This is a genomic window from bacterium (assembly GCA_016708315.1).
Lineage (GTDB): Bacteria > Zixibacteria > MSB-5A5 > CAIYYT01 > CAIYYT01 > JADJGC01.
The window spans coordinates 90,709-112,500 of the sequence record JADJGC010000007.1 but is presented as its reverse complement, the minus strand read 5'-3'; the positions used below and the strand labels follow the sequence as shown (position 1 = coordinate 112,500).

The following is a 21,792-nucleotide window of genomic DNA, read 5'->3' as shown; positions in this document are numbered from 1 at the left end:
CGCCTATTTCACTTCCCGCAAAAATTGCCAGGCCCAATGGTAGCGCTGCAACCGTTTAGAGTCATTGTCCGTCAATGCGGATATGCGGCGCAAGTCCATGTTGTCTTCGAGATCGGCCAGCTTGACGCTACGCGCGAGGCGATTGTGCGCCAGTCGAGAGACATAATCGGTATAGGCTTCGTCAGCGCCTTTGGTGAGCAAACCAATCGCGTTGATAATATCATCGGCGAAACCTTCTTTGCGAAGGTCGTCAAGAGTTCGATCGCTGTCTTCGACGACATCGTGCAGAATTGCGACGATTTTTTCATCCGGCGATTCGACGCGGGACATCACGCGAACCGGATGAAGGATGTATGGTTGACCGTACTTATCGACTTGGCCGGTATGGGCATCGACAGCAATTGCAACCGCTTTATCGAGTGTGGACATCGATAACCTCCTATCGGGAATACGATTTAGCCGCATCCCATCGAAGCGCGAAATATCGAGCAAAGCGCTTCCAAAATTGAATGCGAAGCATCGGTTTCGATTGTGTGCCCTTTATAGGTATACGTGTTAGAATTGTGTTAGGAATAGGTCAATGATTGTTTGGCTGATGAGTGGCACGAATTCAAGGCGAGTGAACACAGTCTATGAAAAAAGAAAACGGAACCGAATTTGTCGGTTCCGTTGAAATAGTCTATAGTTTTCGATTCGTAGAATCGTGACGGTCTTAGCAACCGCTACAAGGAGCCGGTCCGCCACCAAAGATATGGGCGATGAGATAGACCGCATCCGAGATACTCATTCCGCCTGAACAGTTAGCATCACCGGCTTCAGGTGGTGATGGCGCCGTACCGCCGCCGAAGATGTGCGCGATAAGCTTGACTGCATCGGAGATTGAAATACTGCCGCTACCGTCGGCATCGCCGCACTTGTAAACAGTCGTTATCAATGGTGTGCTGGCTACGGTTTGGACTTCCCAATAGTCTTTGGTCTGAACGGCGACTTCAAAGGCACCTGTCGATTGCCAAGTTTGCGAAATCATACTGGTATCGCCGGAATGATAGGGTCCGAACCAGGCGGTAGTGTCTTCCTTGTCGAGAATCCAGCGACAGAAGACGAGATCGCCATCGGCATCCACGAGATTGGCGACATACTGCAGCGGAGCATCGGTTCGTGCAAGGACAGGTCCTGCAACTTGAGCCGGTGTAGACGGTGCCCGGTTGGTGGTCTTGACATAGTATTCCACGGAGAGCTGCGTCGTGCTGATGAAGTTCAATTTGACCGCGAGCTTCAGTGGAGCAACTGTCCGGGTTGAAGCCTGGACGATTCGGCTGGTGTAGTTCGTTTGATTTGATGAACCGCCGACATAAACGCCGTGACCGCCATCGAAGTAGACAGTCGGTGTGTAGCCGGTATTATAATTGCTGAACAGGTAGGATGACGCGGCAGAGTTGCTGGTAACCATTGCCGTATACAGGAATTGATAGCTGCCTGAAGTGTAGATTGTTTCGAGCACCGCACGGGTGACAGGACAGGAGCTTCAGGTGCTGGCCGTTGCTTCCTCAAGGAAGACTGTATGCGTGTACGAACCGCCGGCATCTTCGATGCCAACGATACCAGGCAATGACGAGGCTGCGGCATCAACATAGTGAGCTGTGAACGGGAATGTGTTGTCGCTTGGGCTGGAATAGGCGGCATGGCCTTCAGCATTGGTCAGTACGGCGATTGCTTCGATGTTGTTCTGCGCAACTGCGCCGATTGATCCGACATTCCAGATCACAGTATCGGTAAGGACTTCACCGTCATTGATGGAGACTTCCTGATTGACGGCAAATCCAAGAAAACCGAAGTGGTAATTTTTGTTCGTGAAGTCGCGATATCGCGAGACAGGCTCTTCGATGTAAATCCGCAATGTTCCGTGGTAGGAATCGCGGGGTGAAGCAGCCACGGCCGGAGAGGTTGTTGATTCTTCCAGCGTATATGCCGAGCGGTTTATTGGTGTCGAAGCCGCGTTCTCCCCTACCGCCGAGGCAAAGGATAGGCTAAGCATTGCCAGGATGAGAATCACTTTTGATAGTGCGGAAGATCTCAAGGTGAACTCCTTTCCGGAAGAATTCTGAGAAATGTGCTGTCGGTATTGTCTCAGAGTTTGAGACTAATGCCGGTACTGATTGCGAAACTGGTGTATTCAAACAGCCGATTAGTCGACCGATTGTTGCTAAATTCGAGACTAAGATAGGGCTGCAGAAGGAGCCCTGCACCGATCAGAACCGGGCGCGCCACCTGACAGTAGCTGCGGACTTGCTCGTCATCGCGGTCAGTTCCGATCACCAATGGAAACATGTTGTTTTCAATAGTCCGGAGATGACGGCGATTCCAGTAGCCGGTGCCGATTGTCGTAACGCAGTGCGGTATCAGATAACTTTTGACGGTCAATGTCGCAGAGGTGCCTTCCCAAACAGATGTCCAAGGCGAGAGCAAGCCGACGGAAGATCCGTAGACGATGCGGTCGTTGTCGTTTGCGAATTGGCGGAACGACAGAGTCAGGTTAAGACCAGTTTGGCTGCCGAGAGGTCTTGAAAAACGAGGCGACAAGTAGAAGGAGCGGAGTTTGCCGCTCACCAATGCGCCTTCGGGATTTTCGAAATCGATAAACTCCAAGCCCGGATCGATAAAACGGTAGTCCATCGAACCATAACCAAGTTCGCAGTCGATACTGTTGTCACCAAAAAGTGTGGTATTGAATCCGAGGTATGCTTCGGCAGAGGTTTTGTCGCCGCTGCTGGAACCAAGATATTCGGAGCCGAGAATTTGAATGCCGGCACGAAGACGCGCTGTGGCGCTGAGCCGATAACCGATTGAAGTGCGGACATTGAAGTTATTATTGTTGTATCGGTCATAGTCAGCGCGATAGCGGCGAATATCAAAGTCGGAGCTGAGAAACAAAGCCAGACGGGATTCGGGGTTCAAAGGTATGAATTTGGCGCCGATTCCAATTTTGCGATTTGAAAGTCCGGGATTACGGTCGTAGAACATCGCATCGCCGGAGACATTGAACTCGGTTTTTGAAGTCGGGTAGAAACGCACCGAAGCGGTGGTGGTTGAATACCGATCGACGAGGGAGCTTGAATCGCCTACGAGGTTGTCGGTGTAGCCGCCGTTGATACCAAGTTCGAAGAGAGTATTGGCAAAGAGTAATGCAGGAAAGCAGGCGCTAAACAGAGCGACTGCCAGCATCGGAAGAAGGCGGTATTTGTATAGGCTTACTTCGGTCCGCAAGCCCCACCTGCACATGCCCCACCCAAAACAGCGCCGCTACCGATGTCACTACCGGGTCCGAAATCAGCTCCGATGCTGAAACCGCCGCGGTGTTGGACCAAAGCTGTTAATTGACGCTTAAGGTGGTTAAACGATCCGGAATTGTGGAGGAATACCGGCACACTGCTCTTGACGAGTTGAACAGATGCAAACATGTTGTCGCTTGTGGCAGCGGTAGATGTCGCTTGTTGTTTCTCAGTTGCGGGTTCCGGGATGCCGTCGCCATTGTTGTCTTCCATGGAGTCATCGAAGCCATCGCCATCAAGATCGACAAAAGGCTGCGCGGACTCAGTCACTGGGATTTCGTCGGCTGCAAGGAGCAGCGACATTGGCGCCAAGACCAATAAGAAGACGAAGAGTATAGACTTTGCAGTAACGATAAAACACCTCACCGATGCAATCGTGGATAGTTTTCTATTGTATAGAACTTACTCTTTGTTGACAAAAAAGTCAACTACTTTTACCAGCTATGAGAAATCGGGATGGCGGAATGCGGAGAAATTTGGATATAAATAAGAAGGCAGGAGTCAGAAGACTCCTGCCTGAATTGATCACAGCGCGATTATGCGCAGATAGTCAATTGGAATTAGCGACGTCCGCCGCCGTAGCCACCGCCACCGCTGCGTCCACCGCCGCCACCGTAGCCGCCACCACCGCTACGACCACCGCCACCGCTGCGGTCGTTTTCGGTACGCGGGCGAGCTTCGCTCACGTTGAGCGTGCGACCATGCAGTTCCTTGCCGGACATGCCGGTAATGGCTGCATCGGCTTCTTCTTTGGAAGACATTTCAACAAAGCCGAAACCCTTGGACTGATTGGTCATCTTGTCGATGATAACGGTCGCACGGGTAACTTGCCCAAATGCCTCGAATGCCTGGCGCAGATCGGCTTCCGCCGTTTCGCGTGAGAGATTGCCTACGAAAATGTTCATTCTACACTCCTGTAGATGATTTGATCTCGGCACATGACATAGTCATGAGTCAAAACCAAAATGTGTGATTGCGCACGATTGCGCGAATCTCCGAACTCGGAATTTGACAAGAATTGATTTTTCAGATGCAAGGCTTGAACAAAGTTACACGTGGAGATTGGTTAACATGCTTCATATACGTTCGGCGATAAGCGAAAGTCCAACATTATTTTAGATTATTTTCGCGATCAAGGACCGCGGTCTGGCTGGAAAGCGGAAATCGGCAGTAAACAGCTTAAATCGTGGCTCGTTTCGATGTTGCTATCATATTGCCATACAACAACTTAGCGACGCAACGCATCTGCTCTAACGAAGTTGTGGGTTTTGTCGATAATTTTTAAGAGGAAAGCTCGGATTCGGGCTTCGGGTATAAGACAAATGACCACAAAGGTGATTAACGGGCAAAATCGGCGGAAAGAGGCATACTTCAGACTTTCGAGTCAAAGCGCCTGCAGTACGCGAAGGAAACATGATTACCTCAAGTGAAACCAAGTCCAATCGACCAGCAAATCACGTTGGCACCTCCCACTATCTGGACAGTCGCGGTGATTTTCTGGAAGACAATCCAGATACGGTATTCAGGATGACCCGAGATGGTGTGATACTTGAGTACTTCGCCGGCAGCGGTACACGACCATTCAGACCGCCGGAAGAACTGCTTGGGCGTTCATTGTCGGAGATAATGCCCGCTGAGACAGCAGACTTCCTCTTACCTCGAATTGCTGAGACAATAGATTCACAGAAGATACAGTACTGCTACATCAGTCTTCCGTACGACGACGTACTGGTGGATTATCAAGCGCGACTGGTACCGGGTAAGACAAATGAACTGTATGCGATAGTTCGCAATCTCACGGAAGAAGAAACTGCCCGGCAAGGACAAGCGCTTTTACAGGTCATACTTGCACACATCCCTGCGGCGATTGTTCTGACTGACGCTCACGGGATCGTGAAGAGATGGTGCGGTTCAGCCGAGGCGATCTTTGGTTACAGCGAGAGCGAAGCGATTGGGAAGTCGTTTGCGTCCATTTTAAAGTTGATCGAAAATCCATTTACATTGCTGAACAATTGGGATTCAACTCAGGGCGAGCGTTGGACATCAGAGATTACTGCTCACGGCAAAGACGGGCAGGCGATTGATGTTCTGCTTGAAGCGGCTGAAGTGGCGAGACCGAACGGCGGCTATGACGGATTCGTTTTGACGTGCAGCAATTTGACTTCGCAGAGGCAGGCAGAAGCGATGGCGGCCAAGGTCCACAAACAGCAGGAAGCAATTCTGAACAACATTCCGGACATCGCCTGGCTGAAAGATACCGAAAGTCGATTCGTGATCGTCAATGCACCTTTTGCAGAGGCATGCGGTCTAAGTCAGGCAGAGGTTGTCGGTAAGACTGATCTTGAACTTTGGCCACGTGAAATTGCCGAAAAGTATCGCAAAGACGACAAAGAAGTGATGGCGAGCGGCGAAACGCGGCGCCTTGAGGAGCCGATAGTTTTCGTCGATGGATCGCGACTAATAATCGAGACGATCAAGACTCCGGTTTATGATATCGATGGTTTGGTAATCGGGACGACCGGCATAGCTCGCGATGTCACTGCAAAGGCTCGAGCAGAAAAGGCAATGCGTGAAAGCGAGAATCGTTATCGGACGCTTTTCGACAGCTCGGCGGTTGCATTCTTGCTGATACGGCAGTACCAGATCACGGATTGCAGCGAACAAGCGTGTAAATTGTTCGGACTGTCTCGCGATCAGATCATTGGGATGACGATTGCGGACATCTCCCCTATCGATCAGCCGGATGGGAAATCATCTCATGAAGCGATCAGAATCAGGCTGGATGCCGGCCACGAGGGAACGCAGCAGAGACTAAATTGGCGATTCCGAGGCGGCACTGGCGAGTTGCTTGAAACTGAAATGTGTCTGAAGCGCATTCACGTCGATTCAGAGTCCGCGGTAGTCGCTGAGATTCGTGATGTAACGCAACGATTGAAATCGGAGCTGAGAGTTCAGGATCACCTGCGGTTCCTGCAACAACTCATCGACTCGATTCCGACGCCAGTGTTCTACAAGGACATAGCGGGAGTGTTTGTTGGATGCAATCGGTCATTTGAGTCGAGCATCGGCATGTCACGCGGCGAGATTATCGGGCGAACAGCGGCCGCGATTTTCAACGAATCAGAATCCACACTGATCGTCCAGCAGGACGAGCGCGTCCTACAGAGTGGAAAGACTGAAAGTTGGGAAGGACGGCTCACGTTTTCTGATGGGGCTGCACACGACGTCGTGTTGTACCAGGCAGCTTACCGGAACACCGAAGGAAAATTGGGCGGTCTGGTGGGTACGATTCTTGATATCAGCGACCGCAAGAAGGCGGAAGAGACGCTGCGCGAGAGCGAAGAGCGTTATCGCTCGCTCGTGGAAAACACGGCAGAAGGAATAGGGATTGTCGATCTTGAGGATCGTTGTCTTTTCGCCAATAGGTCTGCAGAAGAAATGTTCGGCGTGCCGATCGGTACCTTGGTGGGCCGTAGGATTGCTGAATTCACGACTGCTGAGCAATATGATATGATTCTAAAGACAGTAGCGAAAAGAAAAGGCAGTGAGGCCAGCCGCTATCAGATCGAGATTACTCGCCAAGATGGCAGTTCGCGGTCACTGATCATTTCTTCGGCTAATCGTTATGACGCTCAAGGAGAACATTGCGGCGCATTTGCGATTTTCCGCGATGTCACCGAGCAACAGAAGTTTGAGCAGAAGTTGCGGGACAGCGAAGAGAAACTCAGGGAAGCACAGCGAATCGGCCGAATCGGGCATTGGGAGTTGGAAGTTGAATCGGGGGCATTGATGTTCTCGGATCAAATGTATGACATCTTTGAGATGGATCGTTCGATAGAGCAACTCAATTCAATGGATCTTTGGCGAAAATATTACGGCGATGAACTGGACAAGGTAAGTGAGTCGATTGAGAACGCGACCAAGAGCTTCAAGCCAATAAATCTCGACTGTTCAATAACCTTGCCAGAAAGTGGGCGAAAGAAATTCGTCCAGCTGCAAGGCGCACCGATCGTGGATGAGAACGGCACAGTGTTTCGGATCGTGGGAACGCTTCAGGACATCACCGACCGGAAGCGAATCGAAATGGCGCTGCGGGAGAGCGAGGAGCGATTCCGTTTGGCCATCAGCAGTTCGGGGATGATTGTGTCACATCAAAACCGCGATCTTCAATATGAATGGATATTCAATCCTGATCCGGACACTGAACTTGAGGATTTTGAAGTAGAAGCACATGAGCCGCTATTCTGGCCCGATGAAGTTGATCGCGTAGTCAAGATGAAGAAACGAGTGCTGAGTACGGGTGTCGGAGAACGAACAGAATACCGCGCCTTCGTCCAGAATTCGCGGCGTTTTTACGATCTCAGCATTGAACCGCGACGCGACATGCAAGGGCAGATAATAGGCATTACCAATATCGCAATCGACATCACAGCGCGCAAACAAGCGGAGCGGTCGCTGTCTGAGAGTCATCGCCTGCTCACTGCGCTGATGACCAATTTGCCGGGAATGATATACCGTTGCCGCAATGACGTAGACCGAACGTTGGAGTTTGCCAGCGACGGATGCTATAACCTCACTGGATTCCCTGTCGAAGATTTGATTGGAAGTAAGAAACTGACGTTCGGAGGATTGATACATCCTGATGACCGTGAGTCAACCAACCGGCAGTTGCAGGCGGCGCTGGATGCCGGTGAGCAGTATGAGCTGACATATCGGATTCTCGGAGCAGACGGAAAAGAACGCTGGGTTTGGGAGCATGGCTGGGCGGAAGGCGATTTCGCGCAGGGCAAGGTCAGTTTGCAAGGGTTGATTCTCGACGTAACTGAACAAAAATCGGAAGACGAACGACGGATCAAGCTGACTGCCGCAGTAGAGCAAGCGGCTGAAGCAATCATGATAACGGATACCGATGGGCGGATTCAGTACGTGAATCCGGCTTTTGAGGAAATTACCGGATTTTCGCAATCTGAAGTGTTGGGCAAAAATCCCCGGATACTTAATAGTGGTGAGCACTCGAAGCCATTCTATCAGAATCTTTGGGACACAATATTGCGAGGCGATATTTGGAAAGGCAGAATGGTGAATAAGCGCAAAGACGGGTCGCTGGTCGAAGCTGAAACTTCGATCCGCGCCGTGCGCGATGGCGCCGGGAAGATCATCAATTTCGTGGCAGTGAAACGCGACGTGACCAAGCTGGTAGCGCTGGAGTCGCAGTTGAGACAGGCGCAGAAACTTGAAGCAGTCGGCGCTTTGGCCGCCGGAATTGCACACGAGATTAACACGCCGATCCAATTTGTCGGGGATAATACGCATTTCTTGTCGGATGCTTTTGCGGATCTGCTGAAGCTGATGGATCAAGCCAGCGAGCTTGCGAAGACCAAGGCTGAGTTGGCGCACTCGATACCGGAGATTTCACAGTTGTTCCAAGCGATCAGCAAAGCAGACTTGCCATATTTGAAAGAAGAGATTCCGCGCGCGCTCGAACAGAGTCTCCAGGGAATCGACCGGGTTGCCAATATCGTAAGGGCGATGAAGGATTTCTCGCACCCAGACAAGCGCGAGATGTCAATGATTGATATTAACCGAGCTTTGTCGACGACGTTGACCGTGGCGCACAATGAACTGAAGTATGTCGCCAATGTCGTGAAAGAACTCGATCCCGACTTGCCTTCAGTGCTCGGATACGCCAGCGAGTTGAACCAGGTGTTTTGAACCTGCTGGTGAATGCCGCTCATGCAATCGGAGAGGTAACATCGGAAGGCAAGGAACGCGGGACTATAACCGTCCGAACAACTCAGACGAAGGATGCGATAGTGGTATCGATTTCGGATACCGGAATCGGTATCAAGCAAGCTGTGCGAGATCGCGTGTTTGAACCCTTCTTTACGACCAAAGAAGTTGGGCGCGGCACGGGCCAAGGATTGGCAATTGCGCGCGCAACGGTTGTCGAAAAGCACGGAGGCGAGATTTACTTCGAGACAGAAGAAGGCAAAGGGACGACTTTCTTCATAAAACTGCCATTGCGTACAACACAGGAGTCACTGGTATGAAAAGGGTGATATTCGTTGATGACAGCCCCAATGTGTTGTCGGGACTGAAGCGAATGCTTCACAAGATGTCGGATGAATGGGAAATGTCATTTGCGGAAGACGCCCGTTCGGCTTTGGTGATGATGGCTGAGAAACCGTATGATGCTGTCATTTCCGACATGAGGATGCCGGAGATAAACGGCGCGCAGTTGCTGCGGCAAGTGGCAGAATTGTACCCCGACACTGTGCGGTTCATCTTGTCGGGACATTCCGATCACGAGCTGATACTGCAGTCCGTCGGATGCACTCATCAATTTCTCGCCAAGCCATGCGAACCGGCGCAACTGATATCGAGCATCAAAAACTCGTTTGCTATTCGCGGGCTGCTTGCCAATGCGGAGTTGCGCCGACAGATCGCCAATGTACCGTCGCTGCCGACTCTTCCGGCAACTTATCACCGGCTATTGGAGGCGCTTGGGTCGGAGACGATTTCACTCGACACGGTCGCCAGGATTGTGGCAGAAGATATTGGGATGACGACGAAGATACTGCAAATGGTGAACTCGGCGTTCTTTGGATTGCCGACACATGTCGAGAGCCCGCTGAGGGCGGTGAGCCTTCTGGGGATGGAAACGATCAAGGCGCTGGTGCTGACTGCGGGAGTATTCGAGCAGTTCAATATAGCCGAGTTGAATGGCGTGAGTCTGGAATCAGTCTACTCGCACAGCATGAAGGTTGGGGTAACAGCTCAATGTATTGCTCGCAAACTGAAGCTTGAAAAGCGTTTGTTGGACGACGCGATGTTGGCGGGAATGATGCATGACATCGGCAAGCCGATTCTATTGATGCATTTCCGGGAGAACTACGCTGCAGCGATGACCAATACAGCACAAACCGGAGAACCAATGCACAAAACCGAAGCGGAGATTTTAGGTGTGAGCCACGCGGAGATTGGCGCTTACCTGCTGTCGCTTTGGGGTGAGCCGGATTCAACGGTTGAGGCGGTGTTGCAGCATCATCAACCGAGCCGTGTAGATAGTCCGAAGGTTAACGCACTGACCGCGGTTCATATCGCGAACGCGCTACATCATCGGGATCGTTATGACGACATCAATCAGTGGAAGTCTAACGAGCTTGATATGAACTATCTGAGAAATATACAATTGGCAGATATGGTCGACGAACTGGCTCAAGGCTGTACCGTCGAAGCCCAGGCATAAGGAGAATTCGAGATGACCACACAATCGACGATTAGAGTTTTGTTCGTCGACGACGACCGCAATTTTCTTGATGCGGTTGCTCGACAGTTTCACAATCGATTTGAGTTGATGATAGCAGAAGGCGGCGTCGAGGGACTTCAGGCTATGCGACTGCAAGGACCGTTCCAAGTGGTGGTGTCGGACATGCGGATGCCGGACATGAACGGAATACAGTTTCTTGCCCGAGCGCGAGAGATTAACCCTGACACGGTTCGCATCATGCTGACCGGCAATGCCGAGTTAGACACGGCGATGCATGCCGTCAATGAAGGCAACATTTTCAGGTTCCTGGTGAAGCCGTGCCAAAAGGCGACGATGGAATGGGCAATTGAGGCGGGGGTTGAGCAGTACCGGCTGATTACATCGGAGCGCGAGTTGCTTGAGCAGACGCTCAAGGGCAGCGTTCAGGTATTGGCGGATACTCTTGCCCTAGCCAGCCCGTTGGCGTTTAGCCGTTCGTCGCGGGTGAAAGAGTATGTGAGTCAACTCGCCCGGCAGCTGGCATTGGAGAATGTATGGGAGTTCGACATAGCTGCTCTTCTGTCACAAATTGGCTGCGTGTCGATTCCGCCGGATATTCTTGAGAAGGTATATTCCGGTACTGAGCTGAGCAGTGAAGAGAGCAAGATGTATCATTCGCACCCGGAGTTTGGCGGCAAGTTGATTTCACTTATTCCGAGATTGAATGAAGTGAGCCAAATGATCGCCACGCAGATGGTTGAATTCAAGGATTGCGGCGCCACGGTTGAGAACATCATGGGCAACCGGGTAGTATTGGGTGCGCAACTGTTGAAGATATCAACCGAATTCGATACGCTGACATTGACGGGACAGCTTCACGATCATGTGATTGGAAACCTGAAAATGCGCAATAGCGAGTTCTGTCCGCTGTTGGCGCGTACACTTGAGCAGGTCGAAGTTGTCGCCGTTGAAACGGAGTTGCGCGAAGTTGCGATCCGTGATTTGACGGACTCAATGACGCTTGCCCAAGATATTCATACCAGATCAGGGCTGCTTGTAGCGCCGAAGGGGCAGAAGGCGACACTTTCGCTGCGCACGCGACTGGAGAATTACCTTCATCGGAAGGAAATTGATCAAAAGATTCGCGCAATCGTCCCCGCAGCAAGGCCGGCTGTTATTGGAAAAACTATTGACGCACCAATGGGAACGTAAGATGTGAAGTTCGGCGCTTCAATGCCAAGGGCGGGGACGATGTCCCCGCCCTTTGTTTTTGGGTCGTTGTTTGAAGACGCCGATTACACGCCGGCCGGTTTTTCAGCAATTTCGGAATGCATAGCGTGCTCTTCCTCGTGGCCGTGTGCCGGAGTAAATCGGGCGAGCAGTGCGTAAACCACCGGCACGAGAACCAACGTCAGGAAGGTCGAAAATATCAACCCGCCGACAACAGCGATACCGAGCGGACGCCGCGACTCGGCGCCAGCGCCGAGACCGATGGCGATCGGGAGTACGCCAAACACAGTCGCAAACGAGGTCATAAGAATCGGGCGTAAGCGAATTCGCGATGATTCAATGACTGCATTGAGGGCATCCTGTCCCTGCTCACGTAACTGGTTGGCAAATTCGACGATCAGGATAGAGTTCTTCGTGACCAAGCCAATCAACATGATTAGGCCGATCTGCGAAAAGATGTTCATTGACTGGCCGAAGGCGAACAGTGCCGCGATCGCGCCGACGATAGCTAACGGCACGGCAAGCAAGATCGTGAACGGGTGGACGAAGCTTTCGAACTGCGCTGCGAGCACCAGGAAGATGAACACGACGGCGAGAACGAACATGAAGTACAAACTCGAACTGGAGTCACGAAATTCGCGCGACTGACCCGACAGATCGGTCTTGATACTCGGCGGTAATTCGGTCTGCGCGATGTTGTCGAGTGCGTCGATAGCGTCGCCAAGGGCTACGCCGGGAGGAAGATTGGCGGTGATTTTTGCCGAGCGAACGCGATTGAAGTGGTTTAGCGATTTTGGCGCGACGGTTTCGGTAACGTTGACAACGGTCGCGAGTTGTACCAGTTGACCGTTGCCCCTGATATAAAGCTGATCGATAGCGTCGGGAGTTGCGCGATCCTGCGGACGCAATTGAAGAATCACGTCGTATTGCTTAGACGCGCGCTTGAAGTTTGAGACGACGCGGCCACCAAGGAAAGTCTCGAGAGTCGTGCCGATATCGGCGACGGAGACACCAAGCTGGGCTGCACGATCGCGGTCGATGTGGATTTCCAACTGCGGTTTGTTGAGTTTGAGATCGGTGTTCAGGTTGATCAAGAACCCAAGCTCGGATGCTTTGCGCATCATGATGCCGACAGCGGACTGCAAGTCATCATAGGTATCACCGAGCAGGACATACTCGATTGGAGTGTTGCCGGCGCCGGTGTTGAGACTGGGCAGGTTGATCAAGAATGAAGTGACACCGGGGATGGCAAACAACGGCGGGAACATTTCACCGACGATTTGCTGTTGAGACTTTTCTCTTTCGGAACGCTCTTTAAGTCGGAAGAAAGCGAAGCCGTCGCTGGGCGAACCGGCGGCACCAAATGAGAGACCGGTTGCTGTAAAGAGTCCCTGATGCTCCGGCAGGCTCATTAAGATGCCTTCAAGCTGACGCATGTAGCGGTCAGTGTATTCGAGTGTTGAACCGTCGGGGGCAATGACAAGTCCGAAGGCAGTGCCGCGGTCTTCGGTAGGAATCAGTTCGCTCGGCAAGAATGTGTAAAGGAATAGCCCCAGGCCGACGAATACTACTGATCCGGCAATAGTCAGCCCCTTGTTGCGAATACAGAAACGAAGAACGCGATCATAGGTACGATCAACCCATTCAAAAAACGCATCGAAGGAGCGCGATGCCCAGCTGTTCGAAGTACCGTGCAATGGCTTGAGAATCTTGGAGCATAGCATCGGCGTGAATGTCAGTGCGACGAATCCGGAAATCAAGACCGCTGCGGCGACGGTGATACCGAACTCGTTAAACAATCTTCCGACACTACCGGTCAAGAATGCCAGCGGCACAAATACTGCTACGAGTGCGATAGTTGTGGCGAGCACTGCAAAGCCGATCTCCTTGGCGCCGTCGTACGAAGCGCGAAGACGGCTCTTCCCCATTTGGAGGTGTCGATAGATGTTTTCGAGCATAACGATAGCATCATCGACGACAAGCCCGATCGCGAGAACGATTGCCAAGAGCGTCAAGATGTTGATCGTGAATCCGAGGAAGTAGGCAACGGCGAGAGAGCCGATGATTGAAATCGGAATCGCGACTGCCGGAATGACGGTAGCGCGCAGGCTCTTGAGGAATGCGAGAATTACCAATACGACCAATGCCAGAGCGATGAGAATAGTCTCGCCGACTTCGCTGATCGATTGGCGGACGAATACTGAGGAATTGTAAGCGAACTGGATTTCCATTCCTTGCGGGAGTAACTTGCGCAATTCGGGCAGCGCTTTCTCAACTTCTTCACCGACCGAGAGTGTGCTGGCGGTCGATTGTTTAACGACACCAAGGCCAACGGCAGGTTTCCCGTTGTAGCGGGTCGCCGTGCGGTCGTCTTCTGCGCCGACTTCGACCTTGGCAACATCACCGAGCCGCACCTGTTCGTCACCGTTTTGCTTGACGATGATGGCGGCGAACTCTTCCGGTTGAGAAACTTCGCCACGGGTAAGAACAGAAAATTCCCTCCCCTTCCCTTCGACACGACCGCCGGGAACTTCGGCATTAGCGCGGCGAATGGCGTTTTCGACATCGGTAGTTGTCAAACCGTGTGCGGCCATCAACTGCGGGTCGAGCCAAACGCGCATTGAATATCTGCGTTCGCCGCCGATGATAACTGCGCCGACGCCGGGAAGGCGCAGGACGCGTTCTTTCAATTGAAGGTCGGCGACTTCGGAGAGTTCGAGGGTGTTGTGGCGATCACTTGACAAAGCGATCCAGATAATTGGCTGAGCGTTGGCATCGATCTTGGAAACGACAGGTTCGTCGGCTTCTGCAGGAAGCTGTCCGAGGGTGCGGCTTACTTTGTCGCGCACGTCGTTGGCGGCCTCTTCAATATTGCGATCGAGTTCGAATTCAATCGAAATGCCGGAACCCTGCTCACTGCTTGAGGAGGTCATCGTGCGGATGCCCTCGATCGTGGCAAGTTGTTCTTCGAGAACGTCGGTGATTTCCGTTTCCATAACGCGAGCGCTGGCGCCGCGATAGAAAGTGTTCACGGAGACGATTGGCGAGTCAATGTTCGGGTACTCGCGGACCGGGAGACGAGTATAAGCCACAATGCCGAATAGCACGATGGCGAGACTCATCACCGTGGCGAAGACGGGTCTCTTAATTGATAGTTCACTTATTTTCATGAGTGGTCCTCTTAGTTAGTTAGTCTTGGTTGATTCCGGCTGCGAACTTACCGGCATCACTTTGGCGCCATCGTAGAGTTTCTGGTGGCCCGCCCTGACGATTTTGTCGCCAGCCTTGAGGCCCGTCAAGACTTCGACGGCATCACTCATGCGCGTACCGATTGTAATCGGGGTCCGAACGGCAGTGCTATCTGGAGAAACGACAAAGACAAGCGTCTGGCTGCCTTCAGCGAAAATTGCTTCATCGGGAATCGACATTGATTGTTGACGCTCTTGCAGGATTGCGGTGACATTTGCCGACATACCCGGGCGGAACTTGCCTTCAGGATTTTGTACTTTCGCGATAATCTTGACTGAACGAGTTGCCTGATCAATCATCGGCTCAACGACATCGATGGTGCCTTTCAAGACGTAGTCAGGGAAAGCAGTTGTAGACACTTGGACTTCTGCTCCGCGTGTAAGGCTGGGATAGAATCGTTCCGGTGCAGAAAAAGTGACTTTGATCGTTTCGAATTGGGTGAGATCGGTGATGGCACTTCCCGCGCGCAGGAATGCACCGGGGCTGACGCGACGTGCGCCGACGACACCGGAAAACGGCGCGACGATGCGGGTCTTGTCGAGATTTGCCTGAGCAAATGCGAGCTCAGCTTCAGCGCGCTTGAGTTCGGCGGCGGCATCATCGAGATCCTGAGGTGCCGCAGCATTTTGATCGACGACGGATTTCACACGATCGTAACTCGCACGGCGCTGTTCGACGGTAGCTTCAGCTTTGGCAACTTCGGCGGCCAGTTTCGAGTCGTCGAGTTGAGCGATGAGGTCGCCCTTGCCGATCGGGGCGCCTTCGCGAAACGGCAAAGCCATGACGAGCGCGTCGATTTCGGAGACGACAGTGATCATTTCGCTCGCATCAATTGAACCTACAGATTCAAAACGATCGGTGACGGTCGAGAGCTCGACGGTCGCGGTTTCGACTGGGGTTGGCGGCATCTGAAATCCGCCCGCCTGTTTGGTCTGGCAGCCAGCGATCGAGCTGACAATCCCGATAAGGGAGATAAACAAGAGCAGTCGTAGTGTAAGAGATTTGGTTGGCATTATGTATATCCTATCAGTTTGAATTATCAGGTGAGCCAGTGAATTTCCGTAACTGTGCTGTGGCCTTTGCAGCCTTTACAAGTGCGCGCGTCCAGCTTTGTTGAGCACGCGCCAGATCTTCTGCCAGTAATACGATCTCGACGGCAGAGATTCGCCCAGTATCGTAATCGAGCACACCGATTCGAACCTGCTCTAATGATGCCTCGACGCCCTCTTCGGCGGCGATCAATCGCTGGTTGGCATAGAGCAGTTCGCGGTGATATGCGCGAACGTCTTCTTCTAAGGTTCGTCTGGTATCAACGAGCAGTTGTTCGCTGCGAATTCGCTCGGCGCTCAAACGATCGCGTTCGCCACGGCCGGGTCGGAGCCCGATTGGCATGGCAAACGTAAGACCAATGGACCAATTTGGATAATCACGGCTGATTGCCTGACTCCAGGAGTCTCCGGCGCTGCCGTCAAAATCGGAAGTATAAGTCTCGCCACCAAACGCGATTTCTTGGGCAGTACCGGCAAGTCCGTTGCCGCCGATTGAGCCGACCAGATCAAGAGTTGGCCAGGCATTCCATTTGCCGCCGGCTTCGCGAGCGCGAGCTGCTTCGAGGTCCATTTCTGCGGCCTTGAGGCGTTGATTTCTTTCCATCGCTTCAGAAACTACTGACTCGGCGCTGGGTGGAGCAGCGTAAGCGGAAATCGGAGTATCAGTCGGGCGAAACCGAGGTGTGCCATCTGAAGGCCGTTGGCCAATCAGGGACGCAAGTTCGTCGGAGATTCTGCCGATTGCCTCTTCGCGGTCAAGCACCTGTTGTTCCTGATCGGCGACGAATACGCGCGCTTTTGCGACGTCGCCGGGTCCAACCAATCCTGCCTTTGCACGCAGTGATGCCTGATTGAGGAATGCCAGACCACGGTCACGAATCAGTATTTGAACCGCCAAATCGCGTTCTGCAGCATAGAGGTCCCAATATTTGTTCTCGATATCGGCACCGACATTGAGAAGAGCCTGTTCATAGCGAGCCAATGCAGCCTCGTATTGGTGGCGCGCTGCGGAGAGGTCTGCCTTTGCGGCAGGACCAAATCCACTCAACAACGGCTGAGTCAGTTGGAGTAAGCTCGTTGCGCTATACTCGGGATTAAGCGCGGCAAACGAGGAATTCGTTTCGAGCTTGCGGGCGTTGACGCTGGCTTCGATTTCGGTGCCAAATGGCAGTTTCATGCGAACGCCGGTCGTTGTGTTGGTTTGTTCGGTTTCGACAACGTCGGCGCCGCCGAAAGGGCTGGCACTGGGTGCGTCGTTGCCTGAACGTCCCAATTCGGCAAAGAGTTCGGGGTCGAATCCACCGCGGACGCGGCGCAGTTCGCCCTTGGCGGCCAGCAGGGATGCAGAGGCTAATCTGACTTCAGTGGCGTTTTTAATCGCGAGATTGCGCGCCTCGGCAAGACTAAGCTTCTGGCCCTTCATAGCGGCGATAGTCGCAGCAAAAGCGCTATCGGGACGCAAGAGAGTGGCATCATTACGCATTTGTCCTGATTGGGCAGCGGCATTCGCTGAAATCAGGATCAGGCCCGAGAACAGAATAAGAATAAACTTCATAGACCTACATTTCAGAAAATAGACAAAGGTTACAGCCAATTATTCACTCTAACGCAAAATGCCCCTCAAGGTTTCTGCTTTAACACAAACTTTACATACGAATTTAAAACGGCCCTCTTTAGTCAATCACATTTGTTTCAGAAGAGTCCAAGTCGATTGGATGGCCAGATGTAAATGCTTGCATGATTTCATACTAACTCAGCGGGACAATTGTTGGTCGGTTCTTATTGAATAGCTATCAAATGAAAGCCGTCTTCGATCATTTTGGTAAGTGATTCATCTTCTCGAGCGCGCTGTTGCAGATAGGCACGAATCTCGGTAGCGACATTTGGATAGAGGTTCGACTTGGAAAGCAGTTCGAGAATTTCCATCGAGAGCAGCCAGTCATTCTGATGCGAATAGCGAAGTGTCGCCCAGATGCCGGGCAGAGTATCATGACCACTTCCCTGTTCGCGGCAGTTGCGGACTGTCTGGTACAGTTCATGCAGCGCAAGACGCTTTTCGTCGTATGTGACTTTGATAGTGCGTTCTCGAGGAACGATGTGGGCTTGGTCGTAAGCGTCCTTGTCGGCGGCTCCGGAGAATACTGAAGCAATCTTGGCGCCGACAGTCATATCGTAGTTGCCCCACGACGGGTCAAATAGAGTGCTGTCATTGAATGTGACTTTGCAGTCATCGAAACTGATCAGGACCACTTTGCCACCGCGGCGTAGGACGGTTAATACAGTACCCTTGACGGTAACGCCACTTTCGAAAATCAGTTCTGCCTCCCGGTTGGCAACGATGCCAAGATGCTGGAGTTCACCATCGCTGCAGTCTTCTAGCGGCAGCGGATGGTGGCGCAATCTGCCGACAGGCGAGCCGAAGCCGTCGTGATGATACTGTTTGTCGTGGCCGGGGAGTTCTTTGTTTTCGAATGCAAGATTGGTTGGCGAGTTTGTCCGGATGTAAGCCAACTCTCCCCTATCGTCAAGCAGGACTTCAGAGAAGGTGCCGGAGACTTGAACTCCGGAGCTGTACTGGCAAGTGCAAGTGTTGTTGCATTCGATGGCCTTTTTGACGCCTTCGAGTCCGCCGACTTTGTAAGCCATACGGGAGGCGAAGTCGGCAAGAACCTCGCTCAAATGCTCGAAACTGGGCGTAACAAATAGCTGCGGCTGCTGGTTTGTGATATCAAAGGCATAATTCGCGGCGTCGATGGAATAGAGGATCTTCTTCACCGTCGGCTTGATGCAGTTGGCGGATTCGCCGATGGAAGACAGCAAACCGGCGCCGAATATCTTTGGTTTATCCAGAGTGCCAATCAGTCCATATTCTACAGTCCACCAATGCAAGCGTGACACCAACGCCATTTCTGATGGTTTGCCGAGATTGGCTTGTTTGAAGGCGACATCATCTTCGGCGTGTCTGATTTCTTCCGGTTTGGAAGTATGGGCTTCTTTGAGGATGGACAGGTGACGAATCGCTTCGTACAGCTCGAAATCTTTCTTTGACGACATTGCTTTGGCGCCTACAGCACCGAATTGCTGGAGATAGTCGGCATATTGTTGGTCGGCGATGATCGGGGCGTGACCGGCGGCTTCGTGGATAATGTCGGGAGCCGGCGTGTATTCGACGTGTTCAATCTGGCGAATGTCGGCGGCAATGACGAGAACGCGATATTCTTGAAATTCCATAAAGGCGGACGGTGGAATGAAACCATCTACTGAAACTGCTGCCCAACCGATGCGCGAGAGAATCTCGTTCATTTCGAGAATCGACGGAATTCGCTCAACGCCGATACCGGTTTTCTCGAGGCCGTCGAAGTAGATGAGGTGCGCATATTCGCGGAGAAAATTGTAGTTCTGGCGCATAACATAGCGCCAGACGGCATGATCGACGGAGGTGTAGCGTTCGTAACTTTGGTCAACAATGAACTGCCGCAAATGGTTAGGCAGGCGGCGGATATTCTCATTGTCGGGAAGATTCATTCGGGCAGTGGCGTCTTTGTCAACCGTTGCTCCGGCGTCAGGACGCGGCGAACGAAATTTCTTCATTGGTCGGTTCTCCGTAGGTACTTCCGAAATTGCCGCAGGATGGTTCTGAATCAATCCAGTGGGTCATCCTGCACTATAACGCTCTATATTACATACAATTATACGATTCGGGCAAGCGGATTTTTGTGCGGGAAGTTGCTGATTAGTACCTTGGCTACTCCCAGGATTTGGCAAGCGCTTCAAACTGAAGGAGCGAGTTTGGGTTAGCAAGAGCTTCGCGATTGGTTACCGGTTGGCCATTGAGAATTCGACCAACTGCCAGCTCTACTTTCTTACCGCTGACGGTGCGAGGAATTTCGGCTATCGGTACTATTTTGTCGGGTACATGGCGGGGAGACTCCTGCTCTCGAATAGTGCGGCGGATTTTCTGAATCAGGTCTTCATTTAAATCTGATCCTTCTGCAAGGACGACAAAAAGAACAACTTGGCTATCGGAGCCAATTCGACGCTCGACAACGAGGCTGTCCTCGATCTCGGGGAGAGCTTCGACGGGGCCATAGATTTCGGCAGTACCGATTCGGACGCCCCCGCGATTGAGGGTGGCATCGGAACGGCCATAAACGATGATGCCGCCGGATTCGGTGATTTTGATGAAGTCGCCGTGACGCCAGATACCAGGAAAATGATCGAAGTACGCAGACTTGTACTTCGCGCCGTCGGGATCATTCCAGAACTGGACCGGACGTGACGGAAATGGCGCAGTGCAGACGAGTTCTCCGACTTCGTCGATGACGCTCTTCCCTTCATCATTGAAGGTCTCGACTTTCATTCCCAGACCGCGAGTCTGGATTTCGCCGGAGTACACCGGGATGGTGGGTGCGCCCAACATGAAACAAGATACGATATCAGTGCCGCCGGAGATCGAGGCAAGCTGGATATCGGATTTGACTTCGCGGTAGACCCATTCGAAGGAAGAATCAGGCAAAGGAGATCCTGTTGAGAGAATGGCTTTCAGTGAGTCGAGGCGATGTGATTTTCGCGGTGACAAACCAGCGGACTCGCATGATTGGAGGAATTTCGGGCTGGTGCCGAAGACGTTGATGTTTTCTTCGTCGATGGCGTTCCAGAGAGTGCTCAAATCGGGATGAGCGGGGCTGCCATCATATAGGAAGATAGTCACACCATTGAATAGTGCGCCTACAAGCCAGTTCCACATCATCCAGCCACAGGTGGTGAAGTAACAGAGGACGTCGCCGGGTTTGAGATCGCAGTGAAATGAATGCTCTTTGAAATGTTGGAGCAAGGTTCCGCCGGCACCGTGGACGATGCACTTGGGGACACCGGTTGTGCCCGACGAATAGAGGATGTAGATCGGGTGATCAAAGTCGAGCTGAGCGAATTGGAGCGGCTCTGCAGTCGGTTGGAGGAAATCGTTCCAATCGACAAATCTTGAATCGGCAGCGAATATCGGCGATTTGCGATTGACGATCACTGCCCGCCGAAGTGTCGGCAAGCCTTCAACGATATGCAAGAGTGTATCGGACCGGTCGATTAGTTTTCCGTGATAGGAGTAGCTATCGACGGCGAGGAGTATTTTGGGTTCAATCTGTTGAAAGCGGTCCAAGACACCCTGAAGTCCGAAGTCGGGAGAACATGATGACCAAATAGCGCCGATGCTGGTCGCGGCGAGCATCATGATGACAGATTCGGGCATGTTGGGCATGTAAGCGGCAACGCGATCACCAACGCCAACACCGCTTGCACGCAAGCCGGCGGCACAGGCGGCGACCTGAGAGCGCAACTCGCCAAAAGTCAGGCGGCGCTTATCTCCAGATTCATTCCAGCAGACGATAGCGTTACGGTCAGCGGAGTGGCGGAGCAGATTTTCGGCGTAGTTCAGTTTCGCGCCGGTGAACCAATGATTGTCCCACATGTGGTCGCCATCGTTAATGCGATCATAACCGCGGGAATGGATGACATCCGCAAATTTCCAGATCGATTTCCAGAATTTCGGGATATCGGAGACTGACCATTGATACAGCTGAGCGAAGTCTGCGAATTTGAGCGCGAAGTTGTCGACAAGGAATTTCTGGTAAGCGGTTAGGTTGGAGTTTGCGATTCGTTCCGTTGTAGGCCGCCAGATCGGGTCTTTCAT

The 21,792-nt window shown here is 52.4% G+C and carries 15 protein-coding genes; 4 read left to right on the top strand and 11 right to left on the bottom strand.

Going from position 1 to position 21,792, the window contains the following annotated elements; genetic code table 11:
* Window positions 1-3: 3 nt before the first annotated feature.
* The 6 genes from IPH59_08430 to IPH59_08405 form a co-directional block, all read right to left on the bottom strand.
* Window positions 4-429 carry a GTP pyrophosphokinase gene (locus IPH59_08430; protein ID MBK7091733.1) on the bottom strand — a complete coding sequence of 142 codons (426 nt, stop codon included), beginning with the start codon at window positions 427-429 and terminating at the stop codon, window positions 4-6.
* A gap of 283 nt (window positions 430-712) precedes the next feature.
* A complete protein-coding gene (locus tag IPH59_08425) occupies window positions 713-1,501 on the bottom strand; it encodes a dockerin type I repeat-containing protein (GenBank protein MBK7091732.1) in 789 nt (262 codons plus the stop codon).
* A gap of 24 nt (window positions 1,502-1,525) precedes the next feature.
* On the bottom strand, window positions 1,526-2,077 hold the full coding sequence (locus tag IPH59_08420; protein MBK7091731.1) for a hypothetical protein: 552 nt from the start codon (window positions 2,075-2,077) through the stop codon (window positions 1,526-1,528).
* Between the two features lie 50 nt (window positions 2,078-2,127).
* Window positions 2,128-3,264, bottom strand: coding sequence for a hypothetical protein (locus IPH59_08415; GenBank protein ID MBK7091730.1), 1,137 nt, complete (start codon window positions 3,262-3,264; stop codon window positions 2,128-2,130).
* Entirely contained in the window at window positions 3,249-3,632 is a 384-nt protein-coding gene (locus tag IPH59_08410; protein MBK7091729.1) for a hypothetical protein, read from the bottom strand. The genes IPH59_08415 and IPH59_08410 overlap by 16 nt, the downstream gene beginning before the upstream one ends.
* Window positions 3,633-3,889: 257 nt before the next feature.
* Entirely contained in the window at window positions 3,890-4,234 is a 345-nt protein-coding gene (locus IPH59_08405) for an RNA-binding protein (GenBank protein MBK7091728.1), read from the bottom strand.
* A 508-nt stretch (window positions 4,235-4,742) separates the two neighbouring features.
* Between IPH59_08405 and IPH59_08400 the strand changes: the two genes are divergently transcribed.
* From IPH59_08400 to IPH59_08385, 4 genes are read left to right on the top strand one after another with little or no spacing between them, the layout of a single operon-like run.
* The gene (locus IPH59_08400; protein MBK7091727.1) at window positions 4,743-9,041 is read left to right on the top strand and encodes a PAS domain S-box protein; all 4,299 of its coding nucleotides are present in this window, start codon (window positions 4,743-4,745) and stop codon (window positions 9,039-9,041) included.
* Window positions 9,038-9,379: a hypothetical protein gene (locus IPH59_08395; protein ID MBK7091726.1), complete on the top strand. Its 342-nt coding sequence runs from the start codon at window positions 9,038-9,040 to the stop codon at window positions 9,377-9,379. The genes IPH59_08400 and IPH59_08395 overlap by 4 nt, the downstream gene beginning before the upstream one ends.
* Window positions 9,376-10,578 (top strand): HDOD domain-containing protein, encoded by a 1,203-nt coding sequence (locus tag IPH59_08390; GenBank protein MBK7091725.1) that lies wholly within the window; start codon window positions 9,376-9,378, stop codon window positions 10,576-10,578. The genes IPH59_08395 and IPH59_08390 overlap by 4 nt, the downstream gene beginning before the upstream one ends.
* Window positions 10,579-10,590: 12 nt before the next feature.
* Entirely contained in the window at window positions 10,591-11,790 is a 1,200-nt protein-coding gene (locus tag IPH59_08385) for a response regulator (GenBank protein ID MBK7091724.1), read from the top strand.
* An 83-nt stretch (window positions 11,791-11,873) separates the two neighbouring features.
* Here IPH59_08385 and IPH59_08380 read toward each other — a convergent pair whose 3' ends face one another.
* The 5 genes from IPH59_08380 to IPH59_08360 form a co-directional block, all read right to left on the bottom strand.
* Window positions 11,874-14,978: an efflux RND transporter permease subunit gene (locus IPH59_08380; protein ID MBK7091723.1), complete on the bottom strand. Its 3,105-nt coding sequence runs from the start codon at window positions 14,976-14,978 to the stop codon at window positions 11,874-11,876.
* A gap of 15 nt (window positions 14,979-14,993) precedes the next feature.
* Window positions 14,994-16,070 carry an efflux RND transporter periplasmic adaptor subunit gene (locus IPH59_08375; protein MBK7091722.1) on the bottom strand — a complete coding sequence of 359 codons (1,077 nt, stop codon included), beginning with the start codon at window positions 16,068-16,070 and terminating at the stop codon, window positions 14,994-14,996.
* Between the two features lie 13 nt (window positions 16,071-16,083).
* Window positions 16,084-17,661 carry a TolC family protein gene (locus IPH59_08370; GenBank protein MBK7091721.1) on the bottom strand — a complete coding sequence of 526 codons (1,578 nt, stop codon included), beginning with the start codon at window positions 17,659-17,661 and terminating at the stop codon, window positions 16,084-16,086.
* 224 nt (window positions 17,662-17,885) lie between these two features.
* Window positions 17,886-19,631, bottom strand: coding sequence for an aromatic amino acid hydroxylase (locus IPH59_08365; protein ID MBK7091720.1), 1,746 nt, complete (start codon window positions 19,629-19,631; stop codon window positions 17,886-17,888).
* 220 nt (window positions 19,632-19,851) lie between these two features.
* Window positions 19,852-21,792: an acetoacetate--CoA ligase gene (locus IPH59_08360; GenBank protein MBK7091719.1), complete on the bottom strand. Its 1,941-nt coding sequence runs from the start codon at window positions 21,790-21,792 to the stop codon at window positions 19,852-19,854.

Excerpts from the sequence above, each read along its gene's own strand:
- IPH59_08380 (MBK7091723.1), bottom strand. The coding sequence starts at position 14,978 with ATGAAAATAAGTGAACTATCAATTAAGAGACCCGTCTTCGCCACGGTG.
- IPH59_08400 (MBK7091727.1), top strand. The coding sequence starts at position 4,743 with ATGATTACCTCAAGTGAAACCAAGTCCAATCGACCAGCAAATCACGTT.
- IPH59_08370 (MBK7091721.1), bottom strand. The coding sequence starts at position 17,661 with ATGAAGTTTATTCTTATTCTGTTCTCGGGCCTGATCCTGATTTCAGCG.
- IPH59_08390 (MBK7091725.1), top strand. The coding sequence starts at position 9,376 with ATGAAAAGGGTGATATTCGTTGATGACAGCCCCAATGTGTTGTCGGGA.
- IPH59_08375 (MBK7091722.1), bottom strand. The coding sequence starts at position 16,070 with ATGCCAACCAAATCTCTTACACTACGACTGCTCTTGTTTATCTCCCTT.
- IPH59_08430 (MBK7091733.1), bottom strand. The coding sequence starts at position 429 with ATGTCCACACTCGATAAAGCGGTTGCAATTGCTGTCGATGCCCATACC.
- IPH59_08360 (MBK7091719.1), bottom strand. The coding sequence starts at position 21,792 with ATGAAAGACCCGATCTGGCGGCCTACAACGGAACGAATCGCAAACTCC.
- IPH59_08365 (MBK7091720.1), bottom strand. The coding sequence starts at position 19,631 with ATGAATCTTCCCGACAATGAGAATATCCGCCGCCTGCCTAACCATTTG.
- IPH59_08405 (MBK7091728.1), bottom strand. The coding sequence starts at position 4,234 with ATGAACATTTTCGTAGGCAATCTCTCACGCGAAACGGCGGAAGCCGAT.
- IPH59_08385 (MBK7091724.1), top strand. The coding sequence starts at position 10,591 with ATGACCACACAATCGACGATTAGAGTTTTGTTCGTCGACGACGACCGC.
- IPH59_08410 (MBK7091729.1), bottom strand. The coding sequence starts at position 3,632 with ATGTCGCTGCTCCTTGCAGCCGACGAAATCCCAGTGACTGAGTCCGCG.